Origin of the sequence: Streptomyces sp. NPDC001532, from assembly GCF_040298625.1 — a bacterium.
Taxonomy (GTDB): domain Bacteria; phylum Actinomycetota; class Actinomycetes; order Streptomycetales; family Streptomycetaceae; genus Streptomyces.
Genome location: NZ_JBEPAL010000031.1, coordinates 74,693 through 95,602 on the forward strand (window position 1 = coordinate 74,693; position 20,910 = coordinate 95,602).

A 20,910-nucleotide genomic window follows, 5' to 3' on the forward strand; every position below is an offset into this window, starting at 1 on the left:
CCACTCGGCGCTCCGCTGCTACTGTGCGCGGACGCGCGCGAGGAAACGCCGGGAAACGCGAGGAAAGGGGATGGGATGACGCTGTGGAGCGAGGAGTTCTCCGGGGTGGACTTCGAGGAGGTCTTCGCCACCCGCCGAGCGGCGGTCGGGGCCCTCCTGGACGTGCTGGAGGCCACCGTGCCTCTGCTGGGCGGCCCGCGCGAGGCCCTGTTCGACTCCGACACGCTGGCCTTCGTCGACGAAGGGACGGCGCTGCTGCGGCAATTCGAGCGTGCGGGGGAGGTGCCGGACTTCGACGAGGAGCGGTTCTTCGAGGCCGCGTTCCTGGAGTCCGACTCCCTCTCCCCGAACGCGGGCGCCGCGCTGCGGCTGTTCTTCGGCCAGGTGACGCAGTTCGCCACCGATCAGATGGACTGGACGGGAGTGGGCGACGGACTCGACGCCTGCTACGAGATCGTCCTCCAGCACGAGGCGCTGGGCCGGATCGTCACGGTGGACATGGAGCGCGAGAACCCGCGCTGCCGCCGTGCCGTCGAGGTGCAGAAGGAACGGCTGGCACGGTCCCGGGCGTCCTGACCGGGCACCACCCCCCTTACGGACTCACCGCGCCGGACCCTGAGTCCGAAGCGGGGCGCCCGGGGACGAGCTGAGGCCGGCCTCTCCCGGCAAGCGCCCCTCGGCTGCCCCTGATGCACCCTCGTCCCTCCTCACCCGCCGCTTGCCCCTCCGAAAGCCCGGAAAGGCTGTCGGCGTGCATCCGGCAGGACGCCGGAGCGGGCCCCGCGCCCCGCACCGACCACGAGGAGGGACACCCGTGCTGACCGCTGAGGAACGCCACCTGTTCGACGTAGTCCAGGAACTGCTGGCCGCCACGGTCGAGGACCTGGCGACCGAGGACATCGACGTCGACAGCTCGCTCAAGGACGACCTGGGCGTCGACTCCCTGGCCCGGCTGGAACTGGTCGCCGCCATCGAGGACCACTGGCAGATCGAGGTGCCCACGGAGCAGGCCGAGCAGCTCACCACGGTGCGCCAGATCATCACCCATCTGGCCGCCGTCGTGCCCGCTCCGGCCGGTGAGGCCTCGTGACGCCGGGGCACCGACGCGACCCGGCCCGCGCGCACGCGGTCGCCGCCGTCACGGGACTGGGCGTCAGCACGGCCCTCGGCGGTGACGTGCCCTCCACCTGGACGGCCCTGCTGGCCGGGAAGAGCGGCGTCGACCGCGTCGAGATCGGCCCGCCGGACGGCCCCACGCGGACGTATCTCGCCGCGCGCGCCGCCGTCGACCCCCGGACGGTGCTGCCGGCGGTGAAGGCCTCGCACTGCGACCGCTCCGCCCAACTCGCCCTGGTCGCCGCCCAGGAAGCCATGCGCGACGCGGGCCTGCCCGACCGGACCGCCCTCGCCGAGGCCGGCGCCCGCGTCGCCGCGGCCGTCGGAGTGGGGCTCGGCGGCCTCGGCACCATCGTGGAGCAGAACCGCCGCCTGGAGACCGGCGGCGCATCCCGGGTCGGCCCGCGCACCATCCCGATGATGCTGCCCAACCACCCCGCGGCCGAAGTAGGTCTGCTGGCCGGCGCCAAGGCCCGGGTGCACACACCCGTCAGCGCCTGCGCCGCCGGCGCCGAAGCCCTCGCCCAGGCCCTCACCCTCATCCGGGACGGCCACGCCGACCTCGTGATCGCGGGCGGCACCGAGGCCGCCCTGGTCCCCGTCGCCTTCGCCGGGTTCGCCCGCCTCCAGGCCCTGTCCCGGCACCACGACGACCCGCAGCGGGCCTCCCGCCCCTTCGACGCCGACCGCGACGGCTTCGTCATGGGCGAGGGCGCCGGCATGCTCGTCCTGGAGAGCGTCGCCCACGCCCGGGCCCGCGGCGCCCGCGTGCACGGCTACCTCGCGGGCGCGGGCATCACCAACGACAGCCACCACGTCGCCCAGCCCGCCCCGGGCGGCACCGGCTGCGCCGCCGCCGTCACCGCCGCCCTCGACGACGCACGGCTCGCCGCGGACGAGATCCGGCACATCGACGCCCACGCCACCTCCACCCCCGTAGGGGATCTGTGCGAGGCCCAGGCGCTGCGCGCTGTCTTCGGGGCCGCGCTGGACGACGTGGTGGTCAGCGCGCCCAAGGCCGCCCTCGGCCACACCCTGGGCGCCGCCGGAGCCATCGAGGCCGTCCTCACCGTGCTCGCCCTGCGCGAGCGCATCGCACCGCCCGCGTGCAGCCTCGACCGCCTGGACCCGGCGATCGGCCTCGACGTCGTCGGCCCGGACCCCCGCCCGCTGCCCGCCGGCCCGCTGGCCGCCGTCAGCACCAGCATGGGGTTCGGCGGACACAACGTGGCGCTGGCCTTCACCACCGCCTCATGACCCGCCCCGAGCCCGCCCCCGCCGCACCCCCGGCGGGCACCGTACTGATGTGCCCCGGACAGGGCGCCTACCTCCCGGGCGCCCTCCGCCACCTGCGCTCCGTCCTCGCCGTCCGGGACGTACTGGAAGCGGTCGACACCCTCGCCGCCGACCGCTACGGCCCCGCGCCCCCGGTCAGCCGCCTCCTCACCGACGCCGGCGCACCCGGCCCCGAGGAACTCCTCACCCTGCACCCCCTCGCCTTCGACCTGGCCACCTACGCCGCGGTCGTCGCCTCGGCCACCGTCCTGCTCGGCACCCTGCGCACACCCGTCGACGCCGTCCTCGGCCACAGCGTCGGCGACCTCGCCGCGCTCACCGTGGCCGGGGCCGTCACCGTGCAGCAGGGCGCCTGGCTGCTGTGCGTCCGCGACCGGATGCTGCGCGACGCCGCACTGCCCGCCGCCGGCCTGCTGGCCACCGACATGACCGCCGACGAGGCGGCCCACCTGCTCGACACCTGCTGCCTGCCCCGGCTCCGGATCGCCGCCCGCAACGCCCCCGGCCAGACGGTCCTCGCCGGCCCCGGCGACGAACTCGCCCTCGCCCGGCAGGCGGTGCGCGACCGCGGCCACCGCGCCACCCCTCTGACCAGCCGCACCGCCTTCCACCACCCGCTGCTCGCCGAGGTCCACCGCGGCTTCCGCCGGCTGCTGCGCGGCCAGCCGGTCCGCCCGCCCGCGCTCACCGTCTACACGGCCACCTCCGGCCGCCCCGCGCGGACCGCCGCCCAACTGCGCGGCGCCGCCGCCGACCACCTCACCCGGCCCCTCCCGCTCGGCCGCACCCTGCGCACCCTGCACCAGGCCGGCTACACCACCTTCATCGACAGCGGCCCCCGAGCCCTGCTCAGCACCCTGGTCAAGGCGAACCTGACCGGCTGCACCACCGCCGCACCCCTGCGCACCCCCGCCGACCCCGCCCGCGTCCGCGACCGCCTCGCGACCGCACTGCGCACCGCCCCGGAACACGACACACAAATGACAGACAGCTGTCACAGAAGGACGGAATTCCCGGACGGGCGGGCCGGGTTGGCACCGACATGGCCATAGGAGTAACGCTCAACGCCACCGATGCCGGCAACCAGATCGACGCCACCGTGCGGCTCGCCCGGGAAGCCGCGGCCGCCGGGCTGCGGTCCGCCTGGTTCGGGCAGACCTTCGGCGCGGACTCACCGCTGCTCGCGGCGATCGTGGGCCGAGAAGTGCCCGAGCTGCACGTGGGCACGTCCGCGATCCCCGTGTTCGGCCGCCACCCGCTGCTGGTCTCCAGCCAGGCGCAGACGGCCCAGGCCGCCACCCACGGCCGCTACCACCTCGGCCTCGCCCTCGGCACCAAGCTGCTGACCGAGACCGGCTTCGGCATCCCCTACGAACGCCCCATCGCCCGCCTCCGTGAATTCCTCACCGCGCTGCGGCAGTTGACCGAGACCGGCAACGCCGACTTCCACGGCGAACTGCTCACCGCCGCCACACCGCTCCCCGCGCGCGTCCCGGGCGCCGAGCAGGGCGTGCCGCTGCTCGTCGCCGCGATGGGACCCCAGGCGCTGCGGGTCAGCGGGGAGCTGGCGGACGGCATCCTGCCCTATCTCGCCGGACCGCGCGCCCTGGGCGAGCACATCGTCCCGGCCCTCACCGCGGCCGCGGAGGCCGCCGGACGCCCCGCGCCCCGGATCGTCGCCCTGGTGCACGGCGTGGTCACCGACCAGGTCGACACCGTACGGCAGAAGGCCACCGAACAGCTGGCGTTCTACGAGCAGTTCCCGTCCTACGCCCGGGTCATCGAGCTCTCCGGCGGACAGCGCGCCGCCGACGTCGCGGTGATCGGCGACGAGAAGGCGGTCGAGGCCGAGGTGCGGCGCTACCGCGACGCCGGTGCGACGGAGGTGGTGTTCTCCGGGACGGACATCGCCGGCGACGCCGACCGGCGCCGCACCTGGGAGTTCCTCGGCGGGCTGGCGGGCTGACGGCGGGCCGTGACCGCCCGAGGCGCGTCACGGCGCGAGTCCGTCCGGGCCGGGGGACTCCGGACCGGACGGACGGGGGAAGCGGGTGCTATCCCGCGTAGGTCTCGAACTCGGCGACCTGCGGGGTCCCGCTCGAACCGGTGATGTCGAAGGTGACCTTCTGCAAGGACGTCCTCGGGAAGGTGATGACGCCCGCGCCGCTGCCTGAGGTCAGGACGGCGCCGGTGTCGGCGTTGAGCACCCTCCAGGACCCGATGCGGCCCGTGGCGCCGGACGTCTCCCGGATGTCGATCTTCGATATCGCGGTGGCGGAGCCCCACTTGATCGAGATGGAACCGGTCGAACCGGCCGGCGACCAGTAGGTGCTCAGGCTGCCGTCCCGCACATTGCCGTAGCTCGTCCCGTCGGCCTTGCTGGACCCGTCGGACCCGGCCCCGATGCTGAGGTTGGTCCCGCTGGGCTGGGTGGGCGTCGGAGTCGGCGTGGGCGTGGGGGTCGGCGTGGGCGTCGGGTCGGTCGGCGTCGGCGTCGGTGTCGGCGTGGGCGTCTGCGGGGTGCAGTTGCCGTCCGAGACCCGCAGGCCCTTGTTGGCGCCGGCCGTCTGGCTCACGACGCTCGGTACACAGCTGGCCGCGTCCAGGGTGTAGGAGTAGGGGATGCTGACCGTGGTGTTGGACTGCGGGTTGGGGCCCGCCGGCTTGTTGTCGGTGCCGGGGCTGGACCAGGTCACATTGTCGAAGATGTTGCCGCTGACCTGCCAGTATCCGGCGGCGTCGGTGTAGAAGGTGCCCAAGACGTCCTTGGAGTCCTTGAAGTAGTTGTTGTCCACCTTGGCGCGCGCGCCGGCCCGGGAGTTGATGCCGGACTCGTTCAGGCTGACGTAGTGGTTGTTGTAGATGTGGGCGATGCCGCCGCGCAGCAGGGGCGCGCGCGAGTCGATGTTCTCGTACAGGTTGTGGTGGTAGGTGATGTAACCGTTGGACAGGTCGGTCTCGCTGGAGCCGACCAGGCCACCGCGCCCGGAGTTGCGCAGGATGCTGTAGGACAGCGTCACGTACTGGGTGTTGTCCTTCATGTCGAACAGGCCGTCGTAGCCCTCCGACTCGCCGCCGGAGGCCTCCAGCGTGGTGTGGTCGACCCAGACGTTGCGGACGCCGCTCTCCATGCCGATGGCGTCGCCGCCGTTGGAGATCGGCGAGCCGGACTTCTTGACGTTCTTGATCGTCACGTTCTGGATGATGATGTTGCTGGCCTCGCGGATGTGGATGCCCAGCTGGTCGAAGACGGCCCCGCTGCCGACGCCGACGATCGTGACATTGCTGATCTGCTTGAGCTCGATGACACCGGCGGCGGTGCTGCAGCTGCTGCCGGACACCTTGGCGGTGTTGGCGTGGTTGATGGTGCCCTCGACCTGGATGATGATCGGGGTGCTGCTGCTGGCCCGGTTGCACAGGGCCGTGTGGATCGCGGTTCCGGTGGTGGCCCGGACCGTCTGCCCGCCCGCGCCGCCGGTGGTGCCGCCGTTCTGCGTGGCGTAGCCGGTGACACCGCCGGTGGCCGCCGACGCCGTGGACGTCGACAGAACCGCGCCGGTGGCGGCCGCGAGGGCGGTGGTGGCCAGTGCCGCGCAGAGTCTGATGGCGACTGGTCGTCTCATGCTGGTCTCCCCATTCGTCGTTGAATGCCGGGTGTTGTCATCGCCGCCTGCGCACACGGGGGCCGTGCGGGCCCGTCGGCTCCGTAGCGCCGCACAACGCGATTGACGCTGCCATGACAGCTCGATCACTCGGCTGGGAAAGCGCTTTCAGCGGGCGACAATAAGGGTCGACAGGTGGGCTGGCAAGGCTCTTGGCAGCGTTGAAATGGGAGTTGCCGTGTCGCGGCACCGCAGGCCGACTATCGCTCCGAGGTGGCGATCGGGCCTTTCATCTCCGTTTGTGTGCAAGCGTTTTCTGCGCCAATGTGACGAACGAACCTGGTCAGCGACACGGCCGACACGGGGACGGGGTGCAAAGCGCCGACTCGCCGCCCATCTGGTCACTCTCCGGCGGGAAGCGGGGCACCGGCCGACGGCGCGCGCCGGCGCTCTCCGCCCGCGCCGGGCCCGCGAACCCGTCGGCCGCCCGCACTGTGCGCCGTACGGATGAACTTGACGCGGGGTCAGCGCCCGGATGGGCGAGGCACGGAAAGCTCGCCTGTGTGAGTCTTCTGCCTGCTCGTCCCCGAACGGGGCCGCCCGCCGCCGCCGTTGTCCTCTGTCTGGTGACCGCTCTCGTCCTCGGCGGCGCGACACCGGCCGCCGCGCTGCCGAAGCCGGTCGTCGGCGGCCCCGTGTTCAACGACCCGCTGGGCACCGCGGCGCAACGGAAGGCCGTCTTCACCCAGCTCGTACGGCTGATCGACGCGACGCCCGCCGGGGCGCGCATCCGCGGCTCGGTGTACGAGTTCGACGACCAGGAGGTCGCCGACGCGCTGCTCGCCGCCCATGCCCGAGGTGTCGACGTCCGGCTCGTCGTGGACGACTCCACCTATGTGGACGCGAGCGGCGACGAGTACCGGAACGCGGCCTACCGGTCGCTGAAGGCGGGCCTCGGCAGCGACGACGGGGCCCGCTCCTGGATCGTCGTCTGTGACGACCGCTTCGAGGACGCCGACGGCGTCGACGACGTCCAGCGCGGCTGCCTGGGCGTGGCACCGCCGCAACCGGCTTACAACCACAACAAGTTCTTCACCTTCTCCAGGATCGGCCCGTTCGACGACGGCACCAGCTACTCGAAGGTCGTCTTCCAGACCTCCTCCAACCTCTCCCGCTGGTACAAGGTCGAGTCCTTCAACGACGCGGTGACCTTCGCCGACGGCGCCGTGTACGACGGCTACGTGGCCTATCACGAGCGGCTCCGCCGCGGACGCACCCTCGCCGCGGGCGACAACGACGCCTACTTCTCCACCGCCGCCGGCTCGAAGTACCGGGGTCACTTCTTCCCGCGCGGCGACAGCGACTACGGCAACCCGGCCACCGACAACGTGGTCGCCACGCTCGACGGCGTCACCTGCAACTACACCGACGCCGACGGACTGCGGCGGCAGAGCGACATCCGCATCGTGATGTACCGCTTCTACCGCTCCCGCGCCCAGGTCGCCGACAAGCTGGCCGAGCTGCGGGGGAGGGGCTGCTGGGTCGACATCGTCTACGCCGAGAGCGACAGCACGATCACCGGCAAGCTGACCGCGGCCGGAATCCAGCACCGCGCATGCCGTATCCCGAACGGTCCGGGTGTCGATGTGCGTCCGCACAACAAGCAGATCCTGATCGACGGCGACTTCGACGGCGACCTCACCCCGCGGGTCTACACGGGCAGCGCCAATCTGACGGGATCGTCGCTGCGCTCGGCGGACGAGGCGTATGTACGGATCGTCAGCGCGAACTACCACGCGCGGTACCTGAGCACCTTCTACAAGATCCGTACCGCCTGCGGCGGCTGACGGCCCGTGGCCGCGGGCTCGTCGAGCGGCCGGGCCCGCCGCCTGTGGTTCCTCGTCGCGGCGGACCGCATGTCGGTCCCCTTCCACGCCGGACGGCGGGGTCGGCGATACTGATCTCCGTAGACCTGTCAGCAGACCCCGTCACCGCAGTCGGCCGCCGCTCAACGAAGGAAGCAGACCTCACCGTGTTCCAGGAGACCCCGATCTACACCCGCCTGATCGCCGAGCGGGGCGACATCCCCACCCAGGTGAGAAGCGAAGCCGACCGCATACTCCGGGACCTGGAGTCCGTGATGCGGGTCGCGCCCGGCCCCGGCGTCGGCCTGCCCGGCCCGCTCGGGTTCCCCGGCCCGTCACGCTGACCGTAGGCGTAGGCGTAGGCGTAGGCGTAGGCGTAGGCGTAGGCGTCGTCCCGGAGCCGGCCGGCGCGTAGCTCCTCATGGTGCGGCGGCCGGCTCCCGGCCGGGCCGTGGCGTCGCCGTGCCGGGACCACCGCGGGGTCCGCAGGGGACGGCGGCAGCCGTCCGTTCCGCGCGCCGACGGAGAATGCCGCCGGCCCGCGATGCGGAGGCCGGCGGCATTCCTGCCAGGCGACGGCGTCAGGCGACCGGGGCCGACGGGTCGTCGCTGCGCCGGTCGGCGGCCGCCACGGCGGACTCCTCGGCCAGCCGCTCCATGCCGCTGGAGGTCTGCAGCGGCTTCTCCTTGATGAAGACGACCGCGACGACGGCGAGCAGCGCGCACGGGGTCGCGAACAGGAACAGGTCGGCGGTGGCGACGCCGTAGGCGTGCTCGACGATCGTCCGGACCGGGGCGGGCAGGGTGGTCATGTCCGGGACACCGGACTCGCCGCCCGAGCCGCCGTCGGCCGCGGTGGCGATGCCCGCCTTCGCGAAGCCGTCGGCCATCTCGGTGGCGACCCGGTTGGCGAGGATCGCGCCCAGGACGCTGGTGCCGATGGTGCCGCCCATGCTGCGGAAGAACGACAGCACGGAGGTCGCGGCGCCCAGTTCGGTGGCCGGGACGTCGTTCTGCGCGGCCAGCACCAGGTTCTGCATCAGCATGCCCACACCGACGCCGAGGACGGCCATGAACAGGCTGAGCAGCGCGAAGTGGGTGCCGGCGTCGATCGTCGACAGCAGGGCGAGACCGACGCTCATGACGACCGCGCCCGCCACCAGGTAGCGCTTCCACTTGCCGGTGCGGCTGATGACCTGGCCGGCGACGGTGGACGACACCAGCAGACCGAGGATCATCGGCAGGCTCATCAGGCCCGCCACGGTCGGCGACTTGCCCAGCGAGATCTGGAAGTACTGCGACAGGAAGACCGTTCCGCCGAACATGGCGACACCGACCAGCAGGCTGGCGACGGTGGTGAGCGTGACGGTGCGGTTGCGGAAGATGCCGAGCGGGATGACCGGCTCGGGGGTGCGGGCCTCGACGAAGACCGCGGCGGCCAGCAGCAGCACACCGCCGCCGGTGAGCGCGGCGGTCTGCCAGGACGCCCAGTCGAACTCGTTGCCGGCCAGCGACACCCAGATGAGCAGGGCGCAGACACCGGCGACGATCAGGAAGGCGCCCAGGAAATCGATCTTCACCTTGCGCCGGACCGTGGGCAGCCGCAGGGTGCGCTGGAGCAGGAAGATGGCCAGCAGGGCGAACGGCACACCGATGAAGAAGCACCAGCGCCAGCCCAGCCAGGAGGTGTCCACGAGCACACCGCCGACCAGCGGACCGGCCACCGTGCCGACGGCGAAGACCGCGCCGAAGACACCGGCGTACTTGCCCAGCTCACGCGGCGGGATGACGGACGCCATCACGACCTGGGCGAGGGCGGTGAGCCCGCCCGCGCCGATGCCCTGGATCACCCGGCTGAAGATCAGCAGTTCCACGCCGTGCGAGAAGCCGGCCAGCAGCGAGCCCACGACGAACATGCCCAGCGAGGCCTGGAGCAGCAGCTTCTTGTTGAAGAGGTCCGACAGCTTGCCCCACAGCGGGACGGTCGCCGTCATCGCCAGCAGCTCGGAGGTGACGACCCAGGTGTACGAGGACTGGCTCGCGCCCAGGTCGGCGATGATCCGCGGCAGCGCGTTGGAGACCACGGTGCCGGCCAGGATGGCGACGAACATGCCGGCCATCAGGCCGGACATGGCCTGGAGTATCTGACGCTGGGTCATGGAGGTGGGAGGCGCCTGGGCGGGCGCCGGTGGTGCGGTCACGGCATCTCTTTCGACAGGGGTTGGACGTACGGCCGCGCGTGGCCGGGCGGGGCGTGGATGTGCCGTGGCCCGGAGCGCGCGGTGAGGGTGGACGGGCCGGCCGGAGATCGAAGGTCATCGGTCGGCGAACGACCAGCGGCGGTCAGCGGTGTAGCGGTCGGCTTCCGACGACCGGCGGTCGGTGCTCGGCCGGCCCGATGCGGGCTCAGCGTGGCGGCGCGGGAAGCCCGGCGGCGAGCAGTGCGAACACCCTTCGGAACACATCGGCGAAGGGCGCCTCGTCCGGCCGGGAGCACCAGTGCTCCACGGCGATCCGGACCGCTGTGCCCGCCACCGCCGCCAGCAGACGCGGGTACAGCTCCAGCGCCTGACGCCGTTCCTCGGGCGTCTGAGCCGGAGCGGGCGGCAGTCCTGCGAGCCGTTCGGTGATCGCCTCGGCCAGACTCGTCTCGTCGGCCAGATGGGCGCCCAGGGTGCGGACCAGCAGATGCGGCGCGCCGCGCAGGACGGCCGCGTGCAGACTCCACAGCTCGTGCCGCTGCTCGGCCTCGACCAGCTCGGCGGCGAGGGAGTCGCGCAGCGCCTCCAGCGGGGAGAGGTGTCCGGGCGCGTCGAGGAGGGCGCGGCTCACGCGCGCACCCGTGTCCGCGTCCAGGAGGATGAAGGCGTCGTCACGCGTGTCGAAGTAGTTGAAGAACGTCCGCACGGAGACGCCCGCCTGATGGGCGATCGCCTCGACGGTGACCTTCTCCAGTCCGTGCTCGGCCGCGAGGCGTACCGCCGCCTCGGTGAGAGCGGCACGCGTCGCCCGCTTCTTCCGCTCCCGCAGCCCGCCCCCGGCAGCGCTCTTCTCCCGCATGGGTGCATGCTATGCAAGATTGCAGATGATGCAAAATTCGCCGCCGCTGGAGCGCTCGGGTCCGGTGCGTTAGGAGGCGTTCGCGGGATCCCCCGCCCCGTCGTCCATCGCCGCGATCCGCCGCAGGATGTCCACCGCCAGCGCTCGGTCACTCGCCGGAAGGGAGCGCAGCAACTGCTCGTTGATCTGTTCCGCCGACGGGATGAGGGAGTCGAGCAGCGCGGCTCCCTCGTCGGTGAGGCTCAGCAGGGTCCGCCTGCGGTCCACGTCGTCGCGGACCTGGCTCACGTACCGCTGCTCCGTCAGCCGGCGCAGCATGTGGTTGACCGTGGAGCGGTCCAGCGAGGTGAGACGGGCGAGGGTGCGCTGGTCGATGCCGGGGTCGCGGCTGAGGGCGTTGAGGACGGCGAACTGCTGGGAGGTGATCTCGCGGGACACCTGCTGGGACCACAGGGCGGTGTGCACCTGTTCCGCGCGCCGGATCAGATGTCCGATGTAGTTGTGCAGCTCCAGTGCGCGCGCCACAGTGCTCCGTCCGTCTGCCGCCGAGGTGGTGCCGGCCCAGGCGCGACCGGCGCGTTCCGGAGTCTACGAGTGCGCGGCACCACCTCGCGTACGACGGTTCCGTCAGCGGTCCCGCCGTCCGGGGCGCCGGGCGTACGGGGTGGCCCGGGAGCCGTCGACGCCCACCTCCAGGCGGCCCACCCTCTCGATCTCCACGACGACCCGGTCGCCGTGGCCGAGCGGGCCGACGCCCGCCGGAGTGCCCGTCGCGATGACATCGCCTGGGTGCAGCGTCATGACGGACGAGGTGTAGGCGATCAGCTCCCGGACGCCGAAGATGAGGTCCGCCGTGCTGGTGCGCTGACGGGTGCTGCCGCCCACGTCGCAACGCAGCTCCAGACGGTCCGGGTCCGGGATCTCGTCGGCGGTCACGATCCACGGCCCCAGCGGCGTGAAGGTGTCGAACGACTTGCGCGTCGAGCGGTCCTCGCCGGAGCGGACGGTGATGTCCAGCACGCAGGTGTAGCCGAAGACGTGGTCCAGGGCCTCGTCCGCGGTGACGTGTGCGGCGGTGCGCCCGATGACGACGCCCAGCTCGCCCTCCTGGTCGGTGCGGATGTCCGAGTACGGCAGCAGGATGTCCTGGCCGGGTCCGATGACGGACGAGTTCGCCTTGAGGAAGACGCCGAGGTCGGCGACGGAGGTCGTGTACTCCATCTCGGCCTTGTGGTCGAGGTAGTTGACCGGCGCGCCGATGATCTTGCCGGGGCGGGGCAGCGGGGCTTGGAGAACCGCCTCGGCGAGGGGGACGCGGGGCTGGCCGGCGAGTGCGAAGTCCGCCGTGCCGCCGCCGGCGACCGTCTCGATGTGGTGGTGCAGCAGACCGGCCGCGCCGCCGGCTCCGGCGAACCGGTCGGTCACATCGACGAGTTCGTCGCCGTCGACGACTCCGAGGCGTCCCTTGTCGAACAGGGCCAGGCGCATGATGGCCTCCTTGTGAGGTGTCGGTGGGGGCGGATCAGGCGCCGGGGTCGGCGCTTTCCGTGCGGTAGAGGCCGAGGGAGCGCATGACGGGCTCGTCGCTGTAGGAGAACAGCACGGCGTCGCCCGACGACGAGGTGTTGAGGTGCCGGTAGGACGACCAGCCGGGCACGGCGAAGGTGTCCTTGGCGGACCAGTCCAGCCGTACGCCGTCGACGACGGTGGTGCCTTCGCCGCGCACGACGCTGAAGACGGTGGACGCGGTGTGCCGGCGTCCGGCGCCGCGGAAGCCGGGCCGCAGGCGCTGGACGCGGCAGCCGATGGTGGGCATCACCGGTCCGCCGGTCCAGGGGTTGGTGTACTCCAGGACGATGCCGTCGACGTCGCTGCCCTCGGCGGTGTCGGCGATGCCGTCCAGGGCCCGCTGGGTCTCCTGCCAGGTGTAGCGGGTGACGGGGGAGTTCGGGCCGTCCGGGGTGAGCCAGACCGGGTTCAGCCGGCCGTGCAGGAACTGCCTGCTGCCCGCGTCGTCGGGCCGTGTCACGGGCTGGAGGCGCTGCGGGTACTGCTCGTAGAAGCCCGCCTCCAGTGCGTTGACCAGCGGGTAGTCGAGGGCGTCGAGCCAGATCATCGGCGCGTCGCCCTGATGGGTGTGGTCGTGCCAGTGCCACCCGGGTGTGAGCAGCAGGTCGCCCGGAGACATGAAGACACGCTCCCCGTCGACGGTCGTCCAGGCGCCGTCGCCCTCCAGGACGAAGCGGAACGCGTTGGAGGTGTGCCGGTGGGCCTGTGCGGTCTCGCCGGGCAGGATGATCTGGAGGCCGGCGTAGAGGGTGTTGACGGTGGCCGGGGGATCGGTCAGGCCCGGGTTGACCAGCATCAGCACCCGCCGTTCCGCCTCCTCCAGGGACAGCGTCCCGGAGAAGTGCAGCAGATGCGGTCGCAGCTCCCGCCAGCTCCACCGGTGGGGCACGGCGCGGCTCTTGGGCTCGGCGGGGAAGAGGTTGCCGTAGAAGCGCCACAGCGGAGCCGCGCCCAGGCCCTCCAGAGCCTTGTACGCGAGTTCGTCGGTCATGGTGTCCTCCTGCGGTCGGTGGCTCACGGGGTGGGGACGGCGGCGGGGGCCGGGGTCCACACCCAGGCGATGTCGTCGAAGTCCTCGGGGGAGCGGGACGAGAGGAGCAGGTTGCGCAGCGTGGCGCCCATGCCCTCCAGGTGGCAGATCTCGCCGAAGCGGCGGGCATCGGCCTGGATGCGCGCGGCCCGCTCGCGGCGCCGGTCCGCGTACGCGGTGAACGCCTCGCCGGGATCGCCGGTCCGGCCGAGCTCCTGGCCCAGGGCGACGGCGTCCTCCAGTGCCTGGCAGGCGCCCTGCGCCAGGTACTGGAGCATCGGGTGGGCGGCGTCGCCGAGCAGGACGACGCGGCCGTGCACCCAGTCGTCGACGGGCAGGCGGTCGTAGAGGGGCCAGCGCCGGTCACGGGCCACCAGGGGAAGCGCGTCGCGTACGGCGGGACAGGCCCCGGCGAAGCGCTCCTCCAGCTCGGCCTCGGTGCCCCAGTCGTCGTGGTCCGGCGTGTAGCCGTCGCTCTCGAACACGGCGACCTGGTTGTACAGCTCTCCGCGCCGCACCGGGTACTGCACGAGGTGCATGCGCGGCCCGGCCCACACCATCACCGCCTCCGACGCGGCATGCCGCGACATGGCGCCGGTCATCCGCTCGGCGGGCAGGGCCCCGCGGAAGGCCACGTAGCGGGAGCAGACCGGCTGCCCGTCGCCCACCAGGGCCTGCCGCAGCCGGGAGCGCAGGCCGTCCGCCGCCACGACCGCGTCGGCGGCCAGGACCGCCGTCGATCCGGCGCAGTGCACGCGTACGCCCGAGGCGTCCTGTTCGACGCCGGTGACGGTGTGCCCGGTGCGCAGGGTGACGGCGGGGTGTTCCTGGCAGGCGGCCAGCAGCGCGGCGTGCAGGTCGGTGCGGTGGGTGACCAGGTAGGGGTGGGCGAAGCGCTCGCGGTAGGCGGCGCCGCGCAGGTCGAGGGAGGTGACCTCGTCCCCTGTCAGGGCGTCCATCATCACGAGCCGGGGCGGTGCGACCGCGGTCCGCCGGACCGCGTCGAGGACGCCGAGTTCCTCGAGGGCGAGCGAGGCGTTCGGGGCGAGCTGGAGGCCGGCCCCGATCTCGCCGAACCGGGCGGCCTGTTCCAGCAGGGTGACCTGGTGACCGGCGCGGGCGATCGCCAGCGCGGCGGCCAGTCCGCCGATACCGCCGCCGACGACGGCGATGCGGAGCGGGGCAGGGGTCACGGGCATACGGGCTCCTTGGAACGGGCGGACAGGCGGACAGGCGGGTCGGGCAGGGGGAGCGCGGGCGAGGGGAGGGCGTCGGGCGAGGGATGACGCGGCGGGCGGCGCTGTGCACAAGCCGCCGGCTGCCACGCTGATGATCTGTACATCAATGATTGGTGTACGGATCATATTGGGAGGGTGGTGCGCCCGTGTCAACGGTTCGCGGGGGAGCTCATCGACGAGATCGAAGAAATCGACTTCGACCTGCGCGGGTATCCACGCGCTGGATCAGCGGCATACGAAAACCCGATGGCGGAAGGGGTGCGCGAGCCGATCGGCGGCGCGCATAGTCGGGGAACGCCTCGCGCCGGCCGACGGCGGCCGGCCCTCCCGCACCGCCTCCCCGGACCGCCCTCCCGCACCGCCCGCCCCGCGGCGCCGTACCGTCCTCGCTCCTGGAACACCGCCATGCCCGAGCCCGTCCGCTCGCCCGGACACCGCCGCGTCCGCCCGCTGTCAGCGGGCCGGTCCCGCCATGGTCGACCGGCGGACGACCAGTTCGGGCTGGAGCACGACGTGCGCGTGCCGGTGCCGGGCCGTGTCGCGGGCCGTGTCCTCGATGAGCAGGCGGCCCGCCTGCCGGCCCATCTCGGCGGCCGGGCGGCGTACCGAGGTGAGCGGCACGACGGCGGACGCGGCGAACTCCATGTCGTCGTAGCCGACCACGGCCATGTCGTCCGGCACCCGCAGACCTGCCTCGTAGAGCGCTTGCAGCACGCCCAGGGCGAGCAGGTCGTCGGCGCAGAAGACGGCCGTCGGCCGGCGCGGCAGGCCGAGCAGGCGGTGTCCGGCGTCCCGGCCGGCGGCCACGGTGAGATCGGGGCACGGCAGTTCCCGCAGCGCGGTCCGTGGCAGCCCCGCCGCCACGACGGCCTCCGCGGCGCCCTGGCGCCGGTCCCGGATTCGCTGCAGACGGTCCGGGCCGCCGATGTACGCCAGGGAGCGGTGACCGCGCTCGATCAGGTGCCGCACCGCCGCGTGCCCTCCGGCGACGTCGTCGATCCCGACCGAGCAGGCGCCGGGATGCGGAGCGTGCCGGTCGGCGACGACGAACGGGACCGCGTTGCGGCGCAGCGCGGCGACGGTCCGGTCGACGCCCTCGCCGGAGGCCAGCACGGCACCGCGGATCTGATGGGAGGTGATCAGGGCGAGATGGCGTGCCGCCTGCGCGGGGTCGTGGGCGCCGGTGCACATCATCGCCCCGAGGCCGGCCTCGCGGGCGGCCTGTTCGACACCGGAGGCGAGCGCCGTGAGGGACGGGTCGGCCAGGTCGAGCACCATCACCGCGAGCACCCGGGAGGTCAGTCCGCGCACCTGCCAGGCGCCCTCGGCCCGGACGTAGCCCAGTGCGTCGATCACGTGCAGGACACGGGCGCGGGTGGCCTCGGCCACGATCTCGGGACGGTTCAGCACGTTCGAGACGGTGCCGAGCGACACACCGGCCTCGCGCGCCACGTCCTTCACACCGACCCTGCGCCGGCCGCGCCCGTCCCCCTCCGTCGTCCGCCGTGCGCGGGGGCCGGCGAGGAGCGCGGGCTCCGGCGGCTGCCGCCCCGGCTCCTGCCGCGGCGCGGGCGCGGCGGGCGGTCGTCGGTCCACGGTCTAAAGGCCGCGCGGCGCCGCGGTGCTGGAGCGCGCCACCAGGCGTGGGGTCATCGTGGTCCGCATGGGCCGGTCCCGTCGGCCCTCCACCCGTTCGATGAGCATCCGGGCGGCGGCGGAGCCCATGGTGTGTCCGGCCTGGTCGACGCTGGTCAGCTGGACGGGGGCCAGTGCGGCGAGGGCGGTGTTGTTGTAGCCGACGAGCGAGACGTCGTCCGGGATGCGCAGCCCCAGCTCGTGCGCCGCCCGGTAGATGCCGAGGGCGGCGACGTCGGCGCCGGCCATGATGGCGGTCGGCGGACGCTCGGCCGTCAGCAGGGTCATGCCCGCCTTGAAGCCGCCCTCGTCGGAGTACGCGGCATGGTGGACCTGGGCCCGTTCCGCGAGCCCGTGCCGTCGCATGGCCTTGAGGTAGCCGTCCGTCAGCACGATCTCCGGTGTGCGCTTCCACTGGCCGGCCTTGGCGCCGGCGGCCGACACCAGCGCGATGTCGCGGTGGCCGAGCGCGACGAGGTGATCGACCACCAGTTCCGCGCCGACGTCGTCGGCGTCCACCACCGAGTCGTGGCTGTCGGCGGTGTCGTGGTGGCCGATGACGACGGTCGGTGTGGTGGCGGCCGTGGCCAGCACCTCGGCCCGCGGGGTGCCCGGCGCGATGAGGATCAGTCCGTCCATCTGGCGGTCCACCAGGGCGCGGACGGTGCGGGCCTGTTCCTCCGGCTCGAAGCCGGCCGCGCCGAGCAGTACGGTGTACTCGCTGTGGCGCAGCTCCTCGCTGATGCCGTCGAGGATGTCGGCGAAGAACGCGTTGCGGACGTTGTCCAGCAGCACCCCGATCGTGTAGGTCCGGCCGCGCATCCCGCGTGCCGCGGCGTGCGGGCGGTAGCCGAGCTCGGCGATGGCCGAGCGCACCTTCTCCTGCATGGCGGGGCTCACGCCGTAGGCGTTGCGCAGGACCTTGGACACGGCGGCGGTGGACACGCCCGCGTGCCGGGCGACGTCGGTGATCGTCACCCGTCTGTTCTGCCTGGGTGTGTCGGCCCCGTCCATCGTCTGCGCTCCGGTTTCCGTAGGTGTAGTGCAACGGTCTACACGAGAGCCTATGGGGTGCGTCAAGCCCTCTTGTCGAAGAACTCGATGTTACGTGTCTGTGTCTTGACGGCTTCGCGCCACCGGTGCAGGGTGTTGCCCACTTCGGTGTGGAGAACGTTTTACGCCGCTCCACCTGCGGCCCGGCCCGTCGCCGCCTAGCCACCGCTTCGAGCGCCCCGTCGCCCTTCCCTCCTCTCACGACCTCGGGAGTCTTCGTGTCCTTCCGCATGTCCAGCGCCCGCCGTACGCGTCTGTCCCTCCTCACGGCCGGCGCCGCCTCCATGGCCCTCCTCGTCACCGCCTGCGGCGGCAGCGGCGGCGGCACCGCCTCCGCGCCCGAGGAGTTCAGCTACCTGAGCGTCACCGAGAACACCACCGTCAAGGGCGCGCTCACCACCCTGTCGAAGGGCGCGTGCGAGACGGCGAACGAGGCCCTGCCGCTGAAGGTGGAGACCGTCCCGCAGGCGAGCCTCGACCAGAAGCTCCAGCTGCTGGCCGGCCAGAACGCCCTGCCGGTCCAGTTCGCGGCCGGCAACGCCCCCGCCCTCACCCAGCAGCTCTCCAAGTCCGGCAAGGTCGCCGACCTGGAGAAGGAGCTGAAGGCGCTCGGCGTGTACGACCAGCTGGAGCCCGCCGCCGTCTCCACGATCAAGGCGCTGTACGGCGGCAAGCTGGACGTGCTGCCGTACGAGTACAACATCGAGGGGATCTTCTACAACAAGAAGATCTTCCAGGAGAACGGCCTGAAGGTCCCCGGCACCTGGGCCGAGCTCGTCTCGGCCGCCGCGAAGCTGGAGTCCAAGGGCGTCCAGCCGTTCTCCGCCTCCGGTCAGCAGGGCTGGCCGCTGACCCGCCTGATCAGCGGCTACCTCTACCGCAGCCTGGGTCCCGACGCGCTCAAGGACGTCGCCGACGGCAAGGCGAAGCTGACCGACCCCGAGTACGTGAAGGCCGCCGAGGAGATCGCCGAGCTCGGCGAGAAGGGCTACTTCGGCAAGGGCGTCGGCTCCATCGACTACGACACCGCCATGAACCAGTTCCTCACCGGCGACGCCGCCATGTTCTACATGGGCAGCTGGGCGCTGGCGAACATCTCCGACGCCGAGCAGAACAAGGTCGGCGCCGAGAACGTCGGCTTCATGCCGTTCCCGGCCGTCTCCGGCGGCAAGGGCTCGATCGACCAGTACCCCTCCAACGTCGGCCTCGGCATCACCCTGGGCGCCGAGTCCTTCGACGACAAGACCGGCGACTGGGTCTCCTGCATCGCGAAGAACTACGGCAGCACCGCGCTGAAGGACCACGGCGCCATCTCCGGCTTCAAGGTCGGCGCCGAGGTGAAGGACGCCAACGAGGTCACCACCCAGGTCCGCGACACCATCAGCTCCTCGCAGCGGAACGTGCTGTGGTTCGAGGCCCTGTTCAGCACCAAGGCGACCACCGTCAGCCAGACCAACGCGGCGAGCCTGGTCGGCGGCGGCATGAGCCCGAAGCAGTTCATGCAGACGGTCCAGGACGCGCTGGCCGACCAGTGAGCCGCCGGGGGCGGTGTGCGCGTGCGCCGCCCCCGCCGCGCCGGCCCCGGCCTCCTCAACGGAAACGAAGTGGAAACCATCCATGCACCGCGTACTCGGTGACCGCAGAGCCATCGCGATCCTGCTCGGTCCCGCCCTCCTCGTCTACTCACTGATCATGCTGGTCCCCATGGTGTGGTCCCTCGGGTACTCCTTCACCGAGGGCAACACCATCGACGGCTTCACCGGCAACGGCGTCGCCAACTTCTCCCGCCTCCTCGACGACCCGGCCGTCCACGACGCCCTGTGGTTCACCCTGAAGTACGCCGTCGTCGTGACGGTCGGCCAGGTCGTCGCCGGCTACCTCCTGGCGCTGCTGTACGTCTTCTTCCTCAAGCGTGCCTCGGCCCTCATCCGCACCCTGGTGTTCTTCCCGGTCGTGCTGCCCACGGTCGCGGTGGGCCTGCTCTTCCAGAAGTTCTTCCAGGTCGCGCCCCAGACCGGACCGGTCAACTCGCTGCTGAACGCGGTCGGACTGGAGTCGGTCGACTTCTTCGGCAGCGCCGGCAGTGCCTTCTGGGTGCTGATCGTCATGGACATCTGGCGCTCGATGGGCTTCTACGCCGTGCTGCTCTTCGCCGGACTCGTCGACATCCCGGACGAGGTCCTCGAATCGGCCCGGCTGGACGGGGCGTCCGGACCGCGGCTGGTGCGGCACATCGTGCTGCCGCTGTCCCTGCCCGTGCTGATGTCGTCGCTGATCTTCAGCATCAACGGCACCCTGAAGGTCTTCGACTCGGTCGTCGCCCTCACGAACGGCGGCCCCGGCAACGGCACCACACCCCTGACCCTGTACATGTTCCAGACGTCGTTCACCTACGGCGACTACGGCTACGGCAGCACCATCGCCCTGCTGCTGACCGTGGTGTGCCTGCTGGTGAGCCTGGTCGTCTACCGCGTCTCGCGGCGCGACCTCACGGAGGGCTGATCCCATGGCCGTCGAGACCCCTGTGAAGACCGCCGTACGGCGCCGCGGCCCCGCCGACGGCACCGCCCGCCCGCGCGGACGCCGGCCCGGAAGCCGGCTGTGGGTGAAGATCGTCGTCGGCCTGCTGCTGGTCGTCGAGCTCTACCCGCTGGTCTGGATGTTCCTCACCTCGCTGAAGTCCAACAGCGACTATCTGAACAACTCCACCTGGAGCCTGCCCACCACCTGGGAGTGGGGCAACTACGCCGAGGCGTGGACCACCGGCAACATCGGCCTGTACGTGCAGAACAGCCTGCTGGCCGTCGTACCCGCACTGGCCCTGATCCTGCTGCTGGGCACGGCCGCCGGCTTCGCCCTCCAGATCATGGTGTGGAAGGGCCGCAGCCTGACCCTGCTGGTCTTCCTCGCGGGCATGATGGTGCCGCCGCAGATGATCCTGCTGCCGCTGTTCACCGTGTACTTCCAGACCGGGCTGTCCGGCACGCTCTGGCCGCTGATCCTCACCTACACCGGCACCGGCCTGCCGCTGACCGTCTTCATGATGGCCACCTACTACAAGACGGTCCCGCGGGAGCTGTTCGAGGCGGCCACCATCGACGGCGCCGGCATCCTGCGCGCCTTCTGGACCATCAGCGTCCCCGTCGTCCGCAACGCGCTCCTCACCGTCGGCCTGGTGCAGTTCTTCTTCATCTGGAACGACCTGCTCATCGCGCTGACCTTCACCAACGACCAGGATCTGCGCACCATCCAGGTCGGCCTGCTCAACTTCACCGGCGACTTCGGCGCCACCCAGTACGGCCCGCTGTTCGCCGCGATCTGCATCAACGTCTTCGGCACCCTCCTGATCTACCTCTTCCTCAACCAGAAGGTCATGAAGGGTCTCACCTCGGGAGCGGTCAAGGGCTGACCACGCGTCCGCCTCCCGCCCCGCGCATGTGACGAAA

At 71.8% G+C, this 20,910-nt stretch carries 19 protein-coding genes; 10 read left to right on the top strand and 9 right to left on the bottom strand.

Annotation, left to right across the window (positions count from 1 at the left end):
* The first annotated feature begins 75 nt into the window (after positions 1-75).
* The 5 genes from ABT232_RS25985 (at position 76) to ABT232_RS26005 (ending at position 4,378) form a co-directional block, all read left to right on the top strand.
* Complete coding sequence (locus ABT232_RS25985) at positions 76-576, top strand: hypothetical protein (RefSeq protein WP_351844013.1); 501 nt, start codon at positions 76-78, stop codon at positions 574-576.
* 238 nt (positions 577-814) lie between these two features.
* Positions 815-1,090, top strand: a complete 276-nt coding sequence (locus ABT232_RS25990) for an acyl carrier protein (RefSeq protein WP_351844015.1) — start codon at positions 815-817, stop codon at positions 1,088-1,090.
* Entirely contained in the window at positions 1,087-2,373 is a 1,287-nt protein-coding gene (locus ABT232_RS25995; RefSeq protein ID WP_351844018.1) for a beta-ketoacyl-[acyl-carrier-protein] synthase family protein, read from the top strand. Before ABT232_RS25990 ends, ABT232_RS25995 begins: the two co-directional genes overlap by 4 nt.
* Entirely contained in the window at positions 2,370-3,464 is a 1,095-nt protein-coding gene (locus ABT232_RS26000; RefSeq protein WP_351844020.1) for an ACP S-malonyltransferase, read from the top strand. The genes ABT232_RS25995 and ABT232_RS26000 overlap by 4 nt, the downstream gene beginning before the upstream one ends.
* Complete coding sequence (locus tag ABT232_RS26005) at positions 3,455-4,378, top strand: LLM class F420-dependent oxidoreductase (protein WP_351844022.1); 924 nt, start codon at positions 3,455-3,457, stop codon at positions 4,376-4,378. Before ABT232_RS26000 ends, ABT232_RS26005 begins: the two co-directional genes overlap by 10 nt.
* An 88-nt stretch (positions 4,379-4,466) precedes the next feature.
* Here the strand turns inward: ABT232_RS26005 and ABT232_RS26010 are convergent, their stop codons facing one another.
* Positions 4,467-6,035: a pectate lyase family protein gene (locus ABT232_RS26010; protein ID WP_351844025.1), complete on the bottom strand. Its 1,569-nt coding sequence runs from the start codon at positions 6,033-6,035 to the stop codon at positions 4,467-4,469.
* A 605-nt stretch (positions 6,036-6,640) separates the two neighbouring features.
* Between ABT232_RS26010 and ABT232_RS26015 the strand changes: the two genes are divergently transcribed.
* Together ABT232_RS26015 and ABT232_RS26020 are read left to right on the top strand one after the other, a co-directional pair.
* The gene (locus ABT232_RS26015; protein WP_351844027.1) at positions 6,641-7,861 is read left to right on the top strand and encodes a phospholipase D-like domain-containing protein; all 1,221 of its coding nucleotides are present in this window, start codon (positions 6,641-6,643) and stop codon (positions 7,859-7,861) included.
* Between the two features lie 185 nt (positions 7,862-8,046).
* Complete coding sequence (locus tag ABT232_RS26020) at positions 8,047-8,223, top strand: hypothetical protein (protein ID WP_351844029.1); 177 nt, start codon at positions 8,047-8,049, stop codon at positions 8,221-8,223.
* Positions 8,224-8,460: 237 nt separating this feature from the next.
* On the opposite strand, the gene ABT232_RS26025 is transcribed toward ABT232_RS26020, so the two are convergent.
* The 8 genes from ABT232_RS26025 to ABT232_RS26060 form a co-directional block, all read right to left on the bottom strand.
* Positions 8,461-10,038 (bottom strand): MDR family MFS transporter, encoded by a 1,578-nt coding sequence (locus ABT232_RS26025; RefSeq protein WP_502975473.1) that lies wholly within the window; start codon positions 10,036-10,038, stop codon positions 8,461-8,463.
* A 247-nt stretch (positions 10,039-10,285) separates the two neighbouring features.
* The gene (locus tag ABT232_RS26030) at positions 10,286-10,939 is read right to left on the bottom strand and encodes a TetR/AcrR family transcriptional regulator (RefSeq protein ID WP_351844034.1); all 654 of its coding nucleotides are present in this window, start codon (positions 10,937-10,939) and stop codon (positions 10,286-10,288) included.
* A gap of 69 nt (positions 10,940-11,008) precedes the next feature.
* On the bottom strand, positions 11,009-11,464 hold the full coding sequence (locus ABT232_RS26035) for a MarR family winged helix-turn-helix transcriptional regulator (protein ID WP_351844037.1): 456 nt from the start codon (positions 11,462-11,464) through the stop codon (positions 11,009-11,011).
* Between the two features lie 102 nt (positions 11,465-11,566).
* On the bottom strand, positions 11,567-12,427 hold the full coding sequence (locus tag ABT232_RS26040) for a fumarylacetoacetate hydrolase family protein (protein ID WP_351844039.1): 861 nt from the start codon (positions 12,425-12,427) through the stop codon (positions 11,567-11,569).
* A gap of 34 nt (positions 12,428-12,461) precedes the next feature.
* Positions 12,462-13,499: a cupin domain-containing protein gene (locus tag ABT232_RS26045; protein ID WP_351844042.1), complete on the bottom strand. Its 1,038-nt coding sequence runs from the start codon at positions 13,497-13,499 to the stop codon at positions 12,462-12,464.
* A gap of 23 nt (positions 13,500-13,522) precedes the next feature.
* Positions 13,523-14,737, bottom strand: a complete 1,215-nt coding sequence (locus ABT232_RS26050) for an FAD-dependent monooxygenase (protein ID WP_351844045.1) — start codon at positions 14,735-14,737, stop codon at positions 13,523-13,525.
* A 492-nt stretch (positions 14,738-15,229) separates the two neighbouring features.
* Positions 15,230-16,237 (bottom strand): LacI family DNA-binding transcriptional regulator, encoded by a 1,008-nt coding sequence (locus ABT232_RS26055; protein ID WP_351844080.1) that lies wholly within the window; start codon positions 16,235-16,237, stop codon positions 15,230-15,232.
* 138 nt (positions 16,238-16,375) lie between these two features.
* Positions 16,376-17,389: a LacI family DNA-binding transcriptional regulator gene (locus ABT232_RS26060; protein WP_351844048.1), complete on the bottom strand. Its 1,014-nt coding sequence runs from the start codon at positions 17,387-17,389 to the stop codon at positions 16,376-16,378.
* A gap of 293 nt (positions 17,390-17,682) precedes the next feature.
* Here ABT232_RS26060 and ABT232_RS26065 point away from each other — a divergent pair, with 293 nt between their 5' ends.
* From ABT232_RS26065 to ABT232_RS26075, 3 genes are all read left to right on the top strand, one after another.
* Positions 17,683-18,999: an ABC transporter substrate-binding protein gene (locus ABT232_RS26065; RefSeq protein ID WP_351844050.1), complete on the top strand. Its 1,317-nt coding sequence runs from the start codon at positions 17,683-17,685 to the stop codon at positions 18,997-18,999.
* A gap of 82 nt (positions 19,000-19,081) precedes the next feature.
* A complete protein-coding gene (locus ABT232_RS26070; protein ID WP_351844053.1) occupies positions 19,082-19,966 on the top strand; it encodes a carbohydrate ABC transporter permease in 885 nt (294 codons plus the stop codon).
* Between the two features lie 4 nt (positions 19,967-19,970).
* A complete protein-coding gene (locus ABT232_RS26075) occupies positions 19,971-20,873 on the top strand; it encodes a carbohydrate ABC transporter permease (RefSeq protein ID WP_351844055.1) in 903 nt (300 codons plus the stop codon).
* Positions 20,874-20,910 lie beyond the last annotated feature (37 nt).